The organism is Rhizobium etli 8C-3 (genome assembly GCF_001908375.1).
Lineage (GTDB): Bacteria > Pseudomonadota > Alphaproteobacteria > Rhizobiales > Rhizobiaceae > Rhizobium > Rhizobium etli_B.
Map to the genome: position 1 here is coordinate 2,105,100 of NZ_CP017241.1, position 14,478 is coordinate 2,119,577.

General features: G+C 59.9%; 15 protein-coding genes. 12 read left to right on the plus strand and 3 right to left on the minus strand.

All coding sequences use genetic code 11. The annotated features are described in order from the left end of the window. Window positions 1–46: 46 nt before the first annotated feature. The gene (purB, locus tag AM571_RS10745) at window positions 47–1,348 is read left to right on the plus strand and encodes an adenylosuccinate lyase (protein ID WP_074061388.1); all 1,302 of its coding nucleotides are present in this window, start codon (window positions 47–49) and stop codon (window positions 1,346–1,348) included. Window positions 1,349–1,731: 383 nt separating this feature from the next. Here the strand turns inward: purB and AM571_RS10750 are convergent, their stop codons facing one another. Next, window positions 1,732–2,529 (minus strand): DUF2189 domain-containing protein, encoded by a 798-nt coding sequence (locus AM571_RS10750; RefSeq protein ID WP_074061389.1) that lies wholly within the window; start codon window positions 2,527–2,529, stop codon window positions 1,732–1,734. A gap of 166 nt (window positions 2,530–2,695) precedes the next feature. Here AM571_RS10750 and AM571_RS10755 point away from each other — a divergent pair, with 166 nt between their 5' ends. From AM571_RS10755 to AM571_RS10785, 7 genes are all read left to right on the plus strand, one after another. Continuing rightward, on the plus strand, window positions 2,696–3,250 hold the full coding sequence (locus AM571_RS10755) for an RBBP9/YdeN family alpha/beta hydrolase (protein ID WP_074063175.1): 555 nt from the start codon (window positions 2,696–2,698) through the stop codon (window positions 3,248–3,250). Between the two features lie 153 nt (window positions 3,251–3,403). After that, complete coding sequence (locus AM571_RS10760; protein WP_081377140.1) at window positions 3,404–5,629, plus strand: putative bifunctional diguanylate cyclase/phosphodiesterase; 2,226 nt, start codon at window positions 3,404–3,406, stop codon at window positions 5,627–5,629. A gap of 229 nt (window positions 5,630–5,858) precedes the next feature. Continuing rightward, window positions 5,859–6,623: a phosphoribosylaminoimidazolesuccinocarboxamide synthase gene (gene purC / locus AM571_RS10765; RefSeq protein ID WP_022715264.1), complete on the plus strand. Its 765-nt coding sequence runs from the start codon at window positions 5,859–5,861 to the stop codon at window positions 6,621–6,623. Window positions 6,624–6,653: 30 nt separating this feature from the next. Beyond that, on the plus strand, window positions 6,654–6,896 hold the full coding sequence (purS, locus tag AM571_RS10770; protein ID WP_074061390.1) for a phosphoribosylformylglycinamidine synthase subunit PurS: 243 nt from the start codon (window positions 6,654–6,656) through the stop codon (window positions 6,894–6,896). A 17-nt stretch (window positions 6,897–6,913) separates the two neighbouring features. Continuing rightward, window positions 6,914–7,162: a hypothetical protein gene (locus tag AM571_RS36185; RefSeq protein WP_074061391.1), complete on the plus strand. Its 249-nt coding sequence runs from the start codon at window positions 6,914–6,916 to the stop codon at window positions 7,160–7,162. Next, complete coding sequence (purQ, locus tag AM571_RS10780; protein WP_074061392.1) at window positions 7,159–7,830, plus strand: phosphoribosylformylglycinamidine synthase subunit PurQ; 672 nt, start codon at window positions 7,159–7,161, stop codon at window positions 7,828–7,830. Before AM571_RS36185 ends, purQ begins: the two co-directional genes overlap by 4 nt. A 48-nt stretch (window positions 7,831–7,878) precedes the next feature. After that, a complete protein-coding gene (locus AM571_RS10785; protein ID WP_074061393.1) occupies window positions 7,879–8,277 on the plus strand; it encodes a hypothetical protein in 399 nt (132 codons plus the stop codon). Here AM571_RS10785 and AM571_RS10790 read toward each other — a convergent pair whose 3' ends face one another. Next, window positions 8,278–8,523 (minus strand): DUF1127 domain-containing protein, encoded by a 246-nt coding sequence (locus AM571_RS10790; RefSeq protein ID WP_074063177.1) that lies wholly within the window; start codon window positions 8,521–8,523, stop codon window positions 8,278–8,280. Between the two features lie 79 nt (window positions 8,524–8,602). Here AM571_RS10790 and AM571_RS10795 point away from each other — a divergent pair, with 79 nt between their 5' ends. From AM571_RS10795 to AM571_RS10805, 3 genes are all read left to right on the plus strand, one after another. Then, a complete protein-coding gene (locus tag AM571_RS10795) occupies window positions 8,603–10,021 on the plus strand; it encodes a PLP-dependent aminotransferase family protein (RefSeq protein WP_074061394.1) in 1,419 nt (472 codons plus the stop codon). A gap of 374 nt (window positions 10,022–10,395) precedes the next feature. Next, window positions 10,396–12,630 carry a phosphoribosylformylglycinamidine synthase subunit PurL gene (gene purL, locus AM571_RS10800; protein WP_074061395.1) on the plus strand — a complete coding sequence of 745 codons (2,235 nt, stop codon included), beginning with the start codon at window positions 10,396–10,398 and terminating at the stop codon, window positions 12,628–12,630. 19 nt (window positions 12,631–12,649) lie between these two features. Then, window positions 12,650–12,883 (plus strand): BolA/IbaG family iron-sulfur metabolism protein, encoded by a 234-nt coding sequence (locus AM571_RS10805; protein ID WP_039845020.1) that lies wholly within the window; start codon window positions 12,650–12,652, stop codon window positions 12,881–12,883. Between the two features lie 25 nt (window positions 12,884–12,908). On the opposite strand, the gene AM571_RS10810 is transcribed toward AM571_RS10805, so the two are convergent. Continuing rightward, a complete protein-coding gene (locus AM571_RS10810) occupies window positions 12,909–14,057 on the minus strand; it encodes a hypothetical protein (RefSeq protein ID WP_074063178.1) in 1,149 nt (382 codons plus the stop codon). 157 nt (window positions 14,058–14,214) lie between these two features. Here AM571_RS10810 and AM571_RS10815 point away from each other — a divergent pair, with 157 nt between their 5' ends. Further along, window positions 14,215–14,442 (plus strand): hypothetical protein, encoded by a 228-nt coding sequence (locus tag AM571_RS10815; RefSeq protein WP_074061396.1) that lies wholly within the window; start codon window positions 14,215–14,217, stop codon window positions 14,440–14,442. Window positions 14,443–14,478 lie beyond the last annotated feature (36 nt).

The following is a 14,478-nucleotide window of genomic DNA, read 5'->3' on the forward strand; positions in this document are numbered from 1 at the left end:
CTACAGGGGCGCCAGATAGTCTTCCTCGCAACGAAAGCAGTGAGCCATGATCCCGCGTTACTCCCGCCCAGAGATGGTCGCCATCTGGTCGCCCGAAACCAAGTTCCGCATCTGGTTCGAGATCGAAGCACATGCCTGCGACGCGTTGGCCGAACTCGGCGTCATTCCAAAGGAAGCGGCAAAGACGATCTGGGAAAAGGGAGGCGCGGCAGAGTTCGACGTTGCCAGGATCGACGAGATCGAAGCGGTTACTAAACATGACGTCATCGCCTTCCTGACGCATCTAGCTGAATTCGTCGGGCCAGACAGCCGTTTCGTGCACCAGGGCATGACCTCGTCCGACGTGCTTGACACAACGTTCAACATCCAGCTGGTGCGGGCCGCCGACATTCTGCTCGCCGATATGGACCGTGTACTCGCAGCACTCAAGACGCGCGCCTTCGAGCACAAGGACACGGTCCGCATCGGCCGCAGCCACGGCATCCACGCAGAGCCGACCACCATGGGGCTCACCCTCGCCCGCTTCTATGCCGAGATGGGCCGCAACCACGCCCGCCTCGTCGCAGCACGCGCCGAGATTGCCACCGGTGCGATCTCCGGAGCTGTCGGCACCTTCGCCAATATCGACCCTCGCGTCGAAGAACATGTCTGCGCCAAGCTCGGCCTCACGCCTGAGCCGGTCTCGACCCAGGTCATTCCGCGCGACCGCCATGCGATGTTCTTCGCCACACTCGGCGTCATCGCATCGTCGATTGAGAACATCGCAATCGAGATTCGCCACATGCAGCGCACCGAGGTTCTGGAGGCCGAAGAATTCTTCTCGCCGGGCCAGAAGGGCTCGTCTGCCATGCCGCACAAGCGCAACCCGGTGTTGACCGAAAACCTAACCGGACTTTCCCGCTTGGTGCGCATGTCGGTCGTTCCGGCACTGGAAAACGTAGCGCTGTGGCACGAGCGCGATATCAGCCACTCGAGCGTCGAGCGCGCCATCGGCCCGGATACGACGATTACCCTGGATTTTGCCCTGAACCGCCTGGCCGGCGTCGTCGAAAAGCTCGTGGTCTATCCCGAGAACATGGAGAAGAACCTCAACAAGTTCCGCGGCCTTGTCCATTCGCAGCGTGTTCTCCTGGCCCTTACCCAGGCAGGCGTTTCCCGGGAGGACGCCTACCGCCTCGTGCAGCGTAACGCCATGAAGGTCTGGGAACAGGGCAAGGATTTCCTCGAAGAACTGCTCGCCGACGAGGACGTCCGCTCGGCACTTTCGGAAGACGATCTCCGAGAAAAGTTCGACCTCGGTTACCATACCAAGCACGTCGATACGATCTTCAAGCGCGTTTTTGGGTGAACTGGATCTATTCGAAAACGGCGCCGCAGCAACGGCGCCGCTGTCATTTCTGCCTTGCGCGATCTCGATGGCGAGCGCGTTTGTTTTCCGGCTCTGCGGCTTCATAGCTCCGCCCGGATTGCATTGCCCGCCTCCGTCCGGCTTTTCCCAGTCAGCTCTTCGTGCCTGTATTGATCAACCGGCAGGTTTGACAACAGTCAAATAACGGCCCCAAACCCGCCTGGACAATGACGGCCGAGACTGCGAGAACGCAGATGGCCGGCCCGTCCGCCCAAGCGGGTAAGGACGTGCTGCTGGCAAGAAAGCCTCATTCAAAGACATCCTCAGATCAACTTTGAAGGAGGCTGCAGGTTCCGCTTGCGTGACGCAGGCTGCATCGCGCCTTACGCAGGCGTAATCAATTTTCTGTAGAGATGCCATGTTGCGTGGCCGAGGATAGGCATCACCAGTGCCAGCCCGACAAATAGCGGGATCGTGCCGATGACCAGCGCCGCAGCAATGATCAGGCCCCACAGCATGATCGGCACCGGATTGACGACAGTTGCGCGTATCGAAGCTGCCATAGCAGCCACGAGTCCTACATCGCGATCGAGAAGCAGGGGGAAGGTGACGACGGTCGTCGCCAGAACCACGATGGCGAAGACCAGCCCGAGCAGATTGCCCCAGATGATCAGTTGCATGCCTTCGGGCGTACCGAAGATCTGGGAAATGAACACTTCGATCGACCGCGGGAAAACATCGCCGAACAGGTTCGTGTAGAGCGTCTGCGCTGCGACGAGCCAGACGATGAAGAAGCCGAACAGCAGCAGCCCGCCGACGATGATCGACGGCAAGGCCGGCGAATGTCTGACGTCGAGCGCATGCGTCCACGACGTATCAAGACCGGCCTCGCGGCGGCGGCTGATTTCGTAGAGTCCGATGGCGGCAATCGGCCCGATCAGCGCAAATCCGGACATAAGCGGAAAGATCATCGGCAGAAGGTTGGCGTCCGACGACGCAAGGGCAAGGAAAATGCCGGCAATCGGATACATGAGGCACAAGAACACGTAATGGGAGGGCTTTTCGCGAAAATCGTCCAGCCCGCGACGTAAAGCGTCGAAGACGTCCGCGGTGCTGATCTTGTTGATAGCGAGACGTGCGTAGCGCTCGCCTGATCCTGTCATAACATGAAATGCCGACATGGCTTTCTCCTCCGTAAGCCGATCGGCCGGCGGCGGAAATGCATCGGCATTGACGCAGCCGACACGAGAAACCGCAACCGGCAATGGCGCGATCATAACGAATTTCACCGCCCTTGTCGCGCTTTCCCTTGACAGAACCGTCAAGCTTTCTCACATCGGCGGGATCATGAAAGCTTCAGACATCGATATCCTCATCATCCCTGGCTACACGAATTCCGGCCCCGACCACTGGCAGAGCCGCTGGGAAGCAAAGCTCAGCACGGCGCGACGGGTCGAACAGGCCGAATGGTCAAAGCCAGTCCGCGACGATTGGGTCGCCCGCATCGCCGAGGAGGTGAACGCCTCGTCCCGCCCCGTCGTCCTTGTCGCCCACTCGCTCGGAATTCCCTCGGCAATCCATGCGATCCCGCATTTCCGGAAGAAGGTGGCCGGCGCTTTCTTCGTGGCACCACCGGACGTCGCCAACCCGAATATCCGCCCGAAACACCTCATGACGTTCGGCCCCTACCCGCGCGATCCGCTGCCGTTTCCTGCGATTACAGTGGCAAGTCGCAACGATCCCTTCGGCAGCTACGAGCATGCCGATGACATTGCAGCAAGCTGGGGCTCGCTTTTGATCGACGCCGGTGAATCCGGCCATATCAACGCGGAGTCAGGTCATGGCCCCTGGCCCGAGGGAACGATGGTCTTTGCGCAGTTCCTGAGCCGCCTGAAGCCTTAGGCTCTGGAAAGCCGAAAGTTTTCCACGTCTTCCAGGCACTGCTTAACAGTTATTTTATTCAATGACTTCAGACTGCAGGCACGCGAATTGAGCGAGCGCACAGTGAAGCAGCGAAAACAGATCAGCGCGATCAATACTGGCAACAAGCTTGCGATGGAACCGGCACCGGACACCTCCGATCTGGCCGAGCGCGAGAGCCGTTGGAACTATGCGCTCGTCGGCTCCGGCCTCGGCGTCTGGGACCACAACAACCTCACCGGCACGAAATACTACTCCAATACATGGAAAGAAATCCGCGGCATGGCTCCACACGAGCAAGCCGACGGAGACTACGAGGAATGGCTCAAGCTTCTTCATCCCGATGACCGCGATTTCGTCATAATGGCCATCGAGAGGCAGATCGCAGGCGACCCGGATTTTCACGTCTTCGAGTACCGGGAGCGCCACAAGGACGGCCGCTGGGTCTGGATCGAATGCCGCGGCGCCTGCGTGGAATGGGACGAAAGCGGCGCTCCTGTCCGCATCGTCGGCACGGACACGGACATCACGGCCCGCAAACAATCCGAAGAGATGCTCGAGCACCTGTCGCGCAGGCTGGATCTCGCTCTCGACATCTCGCGCATAGGCGTTTTCGAAGCCGATCTTAACGCTGGAACAGTCGAGTGGGACGACCGCTTGCTGGCGATGTACGGGCTTGAAGGCACGCCTCGCGTGAAGCTCAGCGAGGCATGGGAGCAGGCCTTGCACCCAGACGACCGCGAGCGCACGCTGAAGAACCTAGAAGCAAGCCTGGAAAAAGACCGCGGCCTGCTGCAGGAGTTCCGCATCATCCGCGGCGACGGCGCCGAACGCGTCATTCGCGCCCGTTCGGCTTTCTTCTTGGATGCCGAGGGAAAGCGCAAGCTCATCGGCGCAAATTGGGATGTCACCGAAGAGGTCAGTCTTCGCAACGATCTTCAGAAGGCGAAAGATCTGGCGGAAGCCCGTAACCGGGAACTCGAAGCCGCCAGGGAAAACATCGAGCATCTGGCGCTTCACGATTTTCTCACGGAACTCCCCAACCGCCGCTATCTCGACCGCATCCTCGACGAGCGTTCCGCCGGATGCCGCGAGAGTGGCTTGACGCTCGCGATCCTGCATATCGACCTCGATCGCTTCAAGCAGATCAACGACACGCTCGGCCACCGCGCCGGCGACGCCATGTTGAAACATGCAGCCAGGGTGCTGAAGGATTGCGTTCGCTCGAGCGATTTCGTTGCGCGCATCGGTGGCGACGAGTTCGTCGTGCTTTGCACGATCGACAGCTCTCCGAAGAAGCTTTCCAATATGGCAGCCCGAATCATCCGCGAACTCAGCAAGCCGGTCCGCTACGAGGGCCATGACTGTCGCTTCGGCGCCAGCATCGGCATCGCCGCGGAAAGCGGCAAGGATCTCGACGCAAAGCAGTTGTTACTCAACGCCGATATCGCGCTTTACCGTGCCAAGGCCGCAGGCCGCAACCGCCATGAATTCTTCTCCAAGGACGCCCGCCGCACCATCATCGCGGCCAAGCGCTTGTCGGACGAAATGCTGCAGGGACTGGAGCGCAACGAATTCATTCCCTTCTATCAACTGCAGTTTCATGCCCATACCCTTGAAGTTGCCGGCGTGGAGACGCTGGCGCGCTGGCGGCATCCGGAACACGGATTGCTGACACCCGGCCACTTCCTGACGATTGCCGAAGATCTTGACGTCGTCTCAGCGATCGACGGCCTGATCCTGGAACGAGGGCTGGCCGATCGCGCCGCATGGGCGAGAGAGGGTTTCGTCACTCCGAAGCTCTCGGTGAATGTCTCTTCTAGGCGCCTGGGCGATCCGGGCCTTGGCAAGAAACTGCGGGCGCTGAAGATCGAGCCGGGCATCCTGTCCTTCGAGCTCCTGGAATCCATATCGCTTGACGATTGCGACGATGCAGTCCTGTCCAATCTCAGGCAATTGCGCAAGCTCGGGATCGATATCGAGATCGACGACTTTGGTACCGGCCACGCCTCGATCGTCAGCCTGCTCAAGCTCAGTCCGCGCACGCTGAAGATCGACCGGGAACTGATCCGCATGCTGCCGCAGTCGGCCGAGCAGAGAAAGCTCGTCCGTTCCATCATCGATATCGGCCGTTCGCTGAACATCCTTGTCACGGCCGAGGGTGTCGAAAGCATGGATCATGTCCGCATCCTTGGCGATCTTGGCTGCGACATGCTGCAGGGCTATGCGCTGGCTCGACCGATGCCGGCCATGCAAATACCGGCTTTTGTACGCAATGCGGGATGGCGGCGGCACGACGCAGACGCCTACGCCCTTCAGAGCGTTCTTCGCCAGCAGATCAAAAGCAACCGCAGCAAATAAAGCCTGCATAAGGGGCCGCGCGGTCGGCTTTGATTCCACCGCATCACAAAAAACTGTAAGCTTATCTCCAGAAAATCTTCGATTCTCTTGGGTCGCGTGCCTACATATCTGGAATCCGGGGAAGGAGTGACAGGCGCATTGTGAAACTCTCTCTTTTCCTTTATGGGGACGCCACGAGATCCATCCACTCGCGCTATCCCAAGAGCGCCAACGACAGAGAACAACTAAAATGAACCGTCGCCGCCGTATCTACGAGGGCAAGGCCAAGATTCTATATGAGGGACCGGAACCGGGGACTTTGATCCAGTTCTTCAAGGATGACGCCACGGCCTTCAACAAGAAAAAACACGAAGTCATCGATGGCAAGGGCGTTCTGAACAACCGAATTTCGGAATACATCTTCAGCCATCTGAACAAGATCGGCATCCCGACGCACTTCATCCGCAGGCTCAACATGCGCGAGCAGCTGATCCGGGAAGTGGAGATGATCCCGCTCGAGATCGTTGTGCGCAACGTCGCTGCCGGTTCGCTGGCCAAGCGCCTCGGCATCGAGGAAGGCGTGGTTCTGCCCCGCTCGATCATCGAATTCTACTACAAATCCGATGCTCTCGACGATCCGATGGTCTCGGAAGAACACATCACCGCCTTCGGCTGGGCAAATCCCGCCGAGCTCGACGACATCATGGCACTCGCCATACGCGTCAACGACTTCATGACCGGTCTCTTCCTTGGCGTCGGCATTCAGCTTGTCGATTTCAAGATCGAATGCGGCCGGCTGTTTGAAGGCGACATGATGCGCATCATCCTTGCCGACGAGATTTCTCCCGATTCTTGCCGCCTCTGGGACATCGAAACCCATGAGAAGATGGACAAGGATCGCTTTCGCCGCGATATGGGCGGGCTTCTCGAAGCCTATTCCGAAGTAGCGCGTCGCCTCGGCATCATCAACGAAAACGAGCCTGTGCGCGGCACAGGCCCGGTTTTGGTCAAGTAAGACGTTCTGGTCAAAGACAGGGAAGAAGAAGTGATCAAGGCTCGTGTAACCGTCACGCTGAAAAACGGCGTTCTCGATCCGCAGGGCAAGGCAATCGAAGGGGCGTTGAGCGGCCTCGGCTTCATGGGCATTGGCCATGTCCGCCAAGGGAAGGTCTTCGACCTCGAACTCGAAAGCGCCGACAAGGCCAAGGCCGAAGCCGACCTCAAGGCCATGTGCGAAAAACTCCTCGCGAACACTGTGATCGAAAATTATACTATTTCGCTCGACTGACGGTCGCCGAGGACTTGATGGCTGACCTGACGTGGGAATCACGGTTTGAAATCTTGAGAAAAACCCAGTCCGATAGAAAAAAGGGACAGAGGGACAATTGTCGAGATATCAACAGCCTCAGCAACCATATGCGGGCCATGCAGGGCGACACGAAGAACCTGCGTGGCACGATGAGCCAGGTCCTTGATCGCCTGGGCCGCATTGAAAATCGTCACGAACTTCGACAATTGGCAGAAGCACAAGCAAGGTTTGAACCGCACCCATGAAATCAGCCGTCGTTCAACTTCCGGGCCTTAACCGCGATCGCGACATGATCGCAGCGCTGACGAAAATCTCCGGCCACGCGCCGGTGACGATCTGGCAGACGGAAACCGATATTCCCGATGTCGATCTGATCGTTATCCCGGGCGGCTTTTCTTATGGCGATTATCTGCGCTGCGGCGCGATCGCGGCTCGCATGCCGGTGATGCAGGCGATCGTCGACAAGGCCCAGAAAGGCGTCAAGGTGCTTGGCGTCTGCAATGGCTTTCAGATCCTCGTGGAAGCCGGCCTGCTGCCGGGTGCTTTGATGCGCAACGCCTCGCTGAGGTTCGTCTGCCGCGAGATTAAGCTTGAGGTCGCCAACGCCAATACAGCTTTCACCCGCGCTTATGCCAAGGGTCAGGTCATACGTTGCCCGGTTGCCCACCACGACGGCAACTATTTCGCGGATCCCGAGACGTTGGCTGAGATAGAAGGCAATGGCCAGGTGGTTTTCCGTTATGCGCACGGCACCAACCCGAACGGATCGATCAACGACATTGCCGCGGTGATGAACGCCAGGGGCAACGTTCTCGGCATGATGCCGCATCCGGAAAACCTGATCGAAGCAGCCCATGGCGGCTCCGATGGACGCGGTCTGTTTGCTTCGGCACTCGACCTGATCGCTGCCTAACCCTTGCCGCGCAAGACGCCTTTAGCAGGTCCACCGGAGCAAAGATTGATGCGCCCTTCCACGAATATCGCCGCCGTTGCGGCGGCAAGCACGCTTTGCATTTTGCTCGCGTCGTGCCAGTCCAGTGCGCCCTCCTCCGGACCGGATCGCAGCGCGCTTTCCACCATGGAGCGCGTCGCCGTCGGGGCCAATTCGTGCTGGTTCAAGTCCGGCGATGCTGCGTTTTCGGCCTACCGCCTTGCGCCGGAACTCAACTCCTTCACCGGCCGCCCGCGAATTCTGGTTGTCCACAAGAACAGCCCGGAAGGCCGCCCGCTGCTCGTCGTTCAGGCAGAAGGCAACCCCGCCCGCCTTCAGGCCTTCGGACCGATGATGTCTGAGCCGGTCTCCACTCGCATTGCTAGCGATGTGACCCGCTGGTCCGGCGGCGGAAAAACCTGCCGCTGATCAATCCCAAAAACGGGACTTTTTGATTTCTTCCGCAGCATCGGCCCGCGAAAGCCCGATGTCGCGCAGCTGCCAATCCGCCATCTCGCGCAAGGCTCGCCGCCCCTGGCGTTTCACGCTCCAGCAAGACAACATTTCCAGGATTCGCGAAAACAGCCCTTGCGCCGACGCGGGTTCCAAAATGCAACGCTCGCCAACGGCAACAATTGATACAATATGCTGGTCGACCTTCTGGTTGATAGACATTGTCATAAAGTCCGCTTCATCACCGATGATTGTTCATACTCTTGACAGATAAAGGGTGACAATCTATCAAATTGTTACCATGACAAATTGGCTCCCTGATCTTTCGCGCGGCTCCGGCCCGGTCTACATGCGTCTGGCAGACAGCATAGAGTCAGCCATCGCCAGCGGCGCCCTCCCCGCTGGCAGCAAACTGCCGCCGCAGCGGAATCTTGCCTACGATATCGGCGTGACGATCGGCACAATCGGCCGGGCCTATGCTTTGGTGCACGAACGCGGACTGGTGGCGGGCGAAGTCGGGCGTGGAACCTTCGTGCTTGATCGCGCAGAGACGGCGCCGGGAGAACAGGCCGATCCTCTGACGATGTCGCTTGGAGGCACGCGGGTTCTCGACGCGCCGGCGAACAAGATCCGCTTCGACACGACTGCGGCTCCCGATCTCGGACAGGGCCGCATTATCGGTCAGATCCTCGCCAAAATCGGGGAACAGAACATGTCGGAGATATCCTCTTACTCACGCAACTTTCCGCGAAACTGGTTCCTGGCCGGGCAGAAGTGGCTGGCGCGAAACGGCTGGACGCCGGAGACGGAGAATATCGTTCCCACGCTGGGGGCCCATGCGGCCGCCGTGTCGATCATCTCGGCCGTGTCTTCGCCCGGTGACAAGATCGTTTTTGAAAACCTGAGCTACACGCAGGTGAGCCGCAGCGCCCGCCTGCTGGGCCGGCGGACGGCAACCGTCGATTCCGACGAGTACGGCGTTCTTCCTGATGATTTCGAGCGGCTATGCCAGCAGCAGCATCCCAAGATCGCCTTTCTGATGCCGACCGCGCACAACCCAACCCTTGCAACCATGCCCTATGAACGCCGCGCAGCGATCGCTGCGACGGCGCGCAGACATGGCGTCTGGCTGATCGAGGACGATCTTTATGGCGGTATGACGGGCGACGAGATCCCTTTGCTGGCGTCGCTGGCGCCCGACCGCACCTTCCTCGTCAACGGGCTTTCCAAATCCGTCGCTGCCGGCGTGCGCGGCGGATGGGTCGCCTGCCCGCCGCATTTTGCCCAGCGGATCAAGGTCACGCACAAGATGATCACCGGCGGCTTGCCCTTCATTCTTGCGGAAACCTGCGCGCGCCTCGTCGAAAGCGGCACCGCCCATGCCATGCGCAAGGCAAGCATCACCGAACTTGCCACGCGCGAGCGGCTCGTTCGCGAATTGCTCGAGGGGTTCGATTTCGAATCACATCCGCATGTTCCCTTCCTCTGGCTGAAGCTTCCCGATCCCTGGATGTCCGGCACCTTCAAGAACGCCGCGTTTCGCGATGGCGTGCTCGTCGATGACGAGGATGAATTCAAGGCTTCGCGCGCCGACAAGGTCTATCACCGCGTGCGCATAGGCTTCTCCTCGCCGAAGGACAAGGACGCGCTCAAAGACGGGCTGATCATTCTAAGGAGCCTGCTGGAAGGCGGCGGCTCGGCCTATGTCGGCGAAATCTAACGTCCTCCCAGCCTAAAAGAATGAAATTTCCGGTGGCGGCTCAGGCTGGACTTGCGCGTTATCTTAAGACGAATTCGACGCCTTCGATGACCGTGTCCGGCCAGGATTGCCCGGCGCAAGCAACGAGCGGTTGATCCCGGCCTTCTGCACGAGACGATTTGAAAGGACTGGATGAGTTCACGCTGCTAGGGAAGGCGCAACACAGGACCTCGTTCAGGCTTGGAAGCGACTCATGCTACCAATTTACCTGAACGCCCGGTCCCAAAGCGCTTCGTCCTCTCTTTGTTGACGGTGGACATTTTCCTGTCGCCTGGCGTCGCTACATAGGTTAAAGACACCGCAAAACGCGCAACGGCAGGGACTTTCGAGAGCTCATGACCATATCCAATACCCGCCCGATCACCCCCGAACTCATCGCCAGCCACGGTCTGAAGCCGGATGAATATCAGCGGATACTGGATCTGATCGGCCGCGAGCCGACCTTTACCGAACTTGGCATCTTTTCGGCCATGTGGAACGAGCACTGCTCGTACAAGTCTTCCAAGAAGTGGCTTCGCACGCTGCCGACCAAGGGGCCGCGTGTTATCCAGGGCCCAGGCGAGAACGCCGGCGTTGTCGATATCGACGACGGCGATTGTGTGGTCTTCAAGATGGAGAGCCACAACCACCCCTCCTATATCGAGCCTTATCAGGGCGCTGCGACAGGCGTCGGCGGCATCTTGCGCGACGTCTTCACCATGGGCGCCCGCCCGATAGCAGCGATGAACGCTCTTCGTTTCGGCGAGCCTGATCATCCGAAGACCCGCCATCTCGTCTCTGGCGTCGTCGCCGGCGTCGGCGGGTATGGCAATTCCTTCGGCGTTCCGACGGTCGGCGGCGAGGTCGAGTTCGACGCCCGCTACAACGGCAACATCCTCGTCAACGCCTTTGCGGCGGGGCTGGCGAAGTCGAATGCCATTTTCCTGTCGCAAGCCAAGGGCGTCGGCCTGCCGGTCGTCTATCTGGGCGCCAAGACCGGCCGCGACGGCGTCGGCGGCGCGACGATGGCCTCGGCCGAATTCGACGAGTCGATCGAGGAAAAGCGCCCGACCGTCCAGGTCGGCGACCCCTTCACCGAAAAGTGCCTGCTGGAAGCCTGCCTTGAACTGATGCAGACCGGCGCCGTCATTGCCATCCAGGACATGGGCGCGGCGGGCCTCACCTGCTCGGCAGTCGAAATGGGAGCCAAGGGCGATCTCGGTATCCTGCTCGAGCTTGACAAGGTACCGGTCCGCGAAGAGCAGATGACCGCCTACGAGATGATGCTCTCGGAGAGCCAGGAGCGTATGCTCATGGTCCTCGAGCCGGACAAGGAAACGATCGCCAAGGCGATCTTCGTCAAGTGGGGCCTCGATTTCGCGATCGTCGGCAAGACCACCGACGACCTGCGCTTCCGTGTCGTGCATCAGGGTGAGGAAGTCGCAAACCTGCCGATCAAGGAGCTCGGAGACCAGGCGCCGGAATACGACCGCCCCTGGCGGCAATCCGGCAAGCGTGCTCCCCTTCCCGCTGAGCTCGTAGCAGCACCGGACGATTATGGTCAGGCGCTGCTGCAGCTCGTGGGATCGCCGAACCAGTCCAGCCGCCGCTGGGTCTACGAACAGTATGATACGTTGATTCAGGGCAATTCGCTGCAGCTTCCAGGCGGTGACGCCGGCGTTGTCCGCATCGAGGGCCATCCGACCAAGGCGCTCGCATTCTCTTCCGATGTCACGCCGCGTTATGTCGAGGCCGATCCGTTCGAAGGCGGCAAGCAGGCTGTCGCCGAATGCTGGCGTAACATCACCGCCACCGGAGCCGAGCCGCTGGCCGCGACCGACAACCTCAATTTCGGCAATCCGGAGAAGCCCGAAATTATGGGCCAGTTCGTCGAAGCAGTAAAAGGCATCGGCGAAGCCTGCCGTGCACTGGATTTCCCGATCGTTTCCGGCAACGTCTCGCTCTACAACGAGACGAACGGCATCGCGATCCTGCCCACCCCGACGATCGCAGGCGTCGGCCTGCTGCCAGACTGGCAGGCGATGGCACGCATCGGCGGCGCATCCGAAGGCGATCAGTTGATCCTGATCGGCACGGACGGCAGCCATCTGGGCTCCTCGATCTATCTGCGCGATATTCTCGGCAGCAGCGATGGTCCGGCGCCCGAAGTGGATCTCTTCGCCGAGCGTCGCAATGGCGATTTCGTCCGTTCGGCAATCCGCAACGGCCAGGTCACCGCCTGCCACGATATCTCTTCCGGCGGCCTCGCCCTGGCGCTCGCGGAAATGGCGATGGCATCGGGCAAGGGCCTGATGGTGACGCTTGCCGAGGGCAAGGGCGCGCCGCATGCCCTCCTCTTCGGGGAAGACCAGGCACGCTACGTCGTCGCGGTCAGACCAGACGTCGCCGATTTCGTCTGCGCCAATGCCGAAGGCGCCGGCGTGCCCTTCCGCCGCCTCGGCACGCTTGCCGGCAGCGACCTCGTTGTCGATGATCTTTTGTCGCTCCCCATTCAGGAATTGCGCAACGCCCATGAATCGTGGTTCCCTGAATTCATGGATAGCGCAGAGGCACTTGTCGCTGCGGAATGATGTGCAAGGAGTTACGATCATGGCCATGAAACCCGGCGATATCGAAGACATGATCAGGGCCGGGATACCCGGTGCCAAGGTAACGATCCGCGACCTTGCTGGCGACGGTGATCATTACGCCGCCGAAGTCGTGGCCGAAGCCTTCCGGGGCAAGAGCCGCGTCCAGCAGCACCAGATGGTGTATGAGGCCCTCAAAGGAAACATGGGCGGCATCCTGCACGCACTGGCGCTGCAGACATCGGCCCCAGAATAATGGTTCGATAGCTGAAAATGCCCGGTCACAAGCCGGGCATTTTTTGCAGTCCTCCATCCGCGACAAGTGCGGCAGGCACCGGTCCGGCCGTCAGCAGCGTGAAATCGAAGGTTGCGCGCAGGTCCGGCCCCAGCACGTATTGCCGGTGGACCCGCAGAAAATCCAGCTTGATCTTCTTGTAGTGTTCCGGCGTCAGCATCTGCTTGACGCGGATGAACTGCATTCTTGCCTGTGGGGCGTCCGGATGGCCTGCCGCGGCGACAACCGGCACCTTGTAGAAATGGATGGCGCCGGTCAGGCAGTGGACGTCGAGCCAGAAGACGGATCGGCAGCGCGCGATCAGCCCAACACGGGCGCGCAGCGCTTTTGCCGATGACAGCAGCGCGCATTGCAACACCGCCGAACCAAGCGAAGCAAAGACGACCTGCTTGCCGTCGAAGAGTGCCGGCTCCTTCTCAAGCAGCAAACCGACGACATGCGCAGCAACGCTCGAGCCCATGCTGTGCGACGAGATCACATATTCGTCAGCATCCTCCAACAGCGCCTCGCGCGCCGTAGTCGCACAGCGTTCGAGCCATGCGTCGAACTCGGGCCGATCCATGCGCCCGAGCGCAACCGCCATTTCCCAATCCGCGAAGAGATGCAGTGTGTAGAAGCGTTCGGCGAAAGACAGGAAAAGATAGAAGAAGGCAGCCGCTGCCGGCAGGCTCCAGATCATATGCCGGACATTGAGACCGAAGCCCATCGGCGCCAACGCGATCACGGCCATCAGCATGAGGCCGAGCAGCATCAGCACGAATGGAAATGTAAAGAATAGACCGAAGCGCCAGGCATGGCGGAAATAGCCGACCAGTCCCCCGTCCATGATGATGCTGCCGCAGGCGGCAAAGCCGTCGACTATGCGCTTTGCCGCCGGCTTGGCGCTAAGCTGTTCCACCAGCACGTCGTGATCGAAAACATGAATCCTGCTTTCGGTCTGCCAGAAATCGGAGGCGGCGAGCACGTCGAATTTTGCAAATCCGTGGCGATTGTCAATTTCGCCCAACTGCGCCTGGAAGCCCCAGGCCTTTCCGCTCTGCCTGGCGGTTCGCTCGTAGCGCGCCCGGTGGGCCTTGCCGTCCAGCGGCTCAAAACCGGGGAAGTGAAGCACCACCCTTTTCTTGATCAATCTCATAAATATCTTTCCGGCGAGCTCGGCGCGCCAAATCGCAAAACGCGCATGCATGTGAAATGTGGCGGAAAAAGTTCGCCTGCTGTTGAAGCAGCGCTTGCTAACCGAAAGCATCCGCAATTCAATAGCCATGAAGCGTTTTGGTTGCTGGAGGGACAGAATGGCTGACATCATGAAGGAACTCGTGAGCGGCGTTGTCGAGACCGTTCTCAGGGAAATCCTCAAGAAGACTGCGGTTCGAAACACCACCAAGCGAAAGAAGCGAAAGACACGCTCTTCCACGACCGGCCGCTTCACCCGCACTGCCTCAGCAGCCATTAAACCCGCCCGCAAGCAGGTGAGCAAACGGCGTACCGCCACTTCCCGCAGCAGGCAGCGCAGCCGCTAGGCGTTCCGGCATCGTGCCATCATCTACCGTAAGCAT

What these genes read in the sequence shown, in the direction of transcription:
- AM571_RS10760 (WP_081377140.1), top strand. Translation starts at nt 3,404, where the DNA reads ATGGAACCGGCACCGGACACCTCCGATCTGGCCGAGCGCGAGAGCCGT.
- AM571_RS10810 (WP_074063178.1), bottom strand. Translation starts at nt 14,057, where the DNA reads ATGAGATTGATCAAGAAAAGGGTGGTGCTTCACTTCCCCGGTTTTGAG.
- purQ (WP_074061392.1), top strand. Translation starts at nt 7,159, where the DNA reads ATGAAATCAGCCGTCGTTCAACTTCCGGGCCTTAACCGCGATCGCGAC.
- purB (WP_074061388.1), top strand. Translation starts at nt 47, where the DNA reads ATGATCCCGCGTTACTCCCGCCCAGAGATGGTCGCCATCTGGTCGCCC.
- AM571_RS10785 (WP_074061393.1), top strand. Translation starts at nt 7,879, where the DNA reads ATGCGCCCTTCCACGAATATCGCCGCCGTTGCGGCGGCAAGCACGCTT.
- AM571_RS10755 (WP_074063175.1), top strand. Translation starts at nt 2,696, where the DNA reads ATGAAAGCTTCAGACATCGATATCCTCATCATCCCTGGCTACACGAAT.
- AM571_RS10750 (WP_074061389.1), bottom strand. Translation starts at nt 2,529, where the DNA reads ATGTCGGCATTTCATGTTATGACAGGATCAGGCGAGCGCTACGCACGT.
- AM571_RS10815 (WP_074061396.1), top strand. Translation starts at nt 14,215, where the DNA reads ATGGCTGACATCATGAAGGAACTCGTGAGCGGCGTTGTCGAGACCGTT.
- purL (WP_074061395.1), top strand. Translation starts at nt 10,396, where the DNA reads ATGACCATATCCAATACCCGCCCGATCACCCCCGAACTCATCGCCAGC.
- AM571_RS10805 (WP_039845020.1), top strand. Translation starts at nt 12,650, where the DNA reads ATGGCCATGAAACCCGGCGATATCGAAGACATGATCAGGGCCGGGATA.
- AM571_RS10795 (WP_074061394.1), top strand. Translation starts at nt 8,603, where the DNA reads ATGACAAATTGGCTCCCTGATCTTTCGCGCGGCTCCGGCCCGGTCTAC.
- AM571_RS36185 (WP_074061391.1), top strand. Translation starts at nt 6,914, where the DNA reads ATGGCTGACCTGACGTGGGAATCACGGTTTGAAATCTTGAGAAAAACC.
- purC (WP_022715264.1), top strand. Translation starts at nt 5,859, where the DNA reads ATGAACCGTCGCCGCCGTATCTACGAGGGCAAGGCCAAGATTCTATAT.
- AM571_RS10790 (WP_074063177.1), bottom strand. Translation starts at nt 8,523, where the DNA reads ATGTCTATCAACCAGAAGGTCGACCAGCATATTGTATCAATTGTTGCC.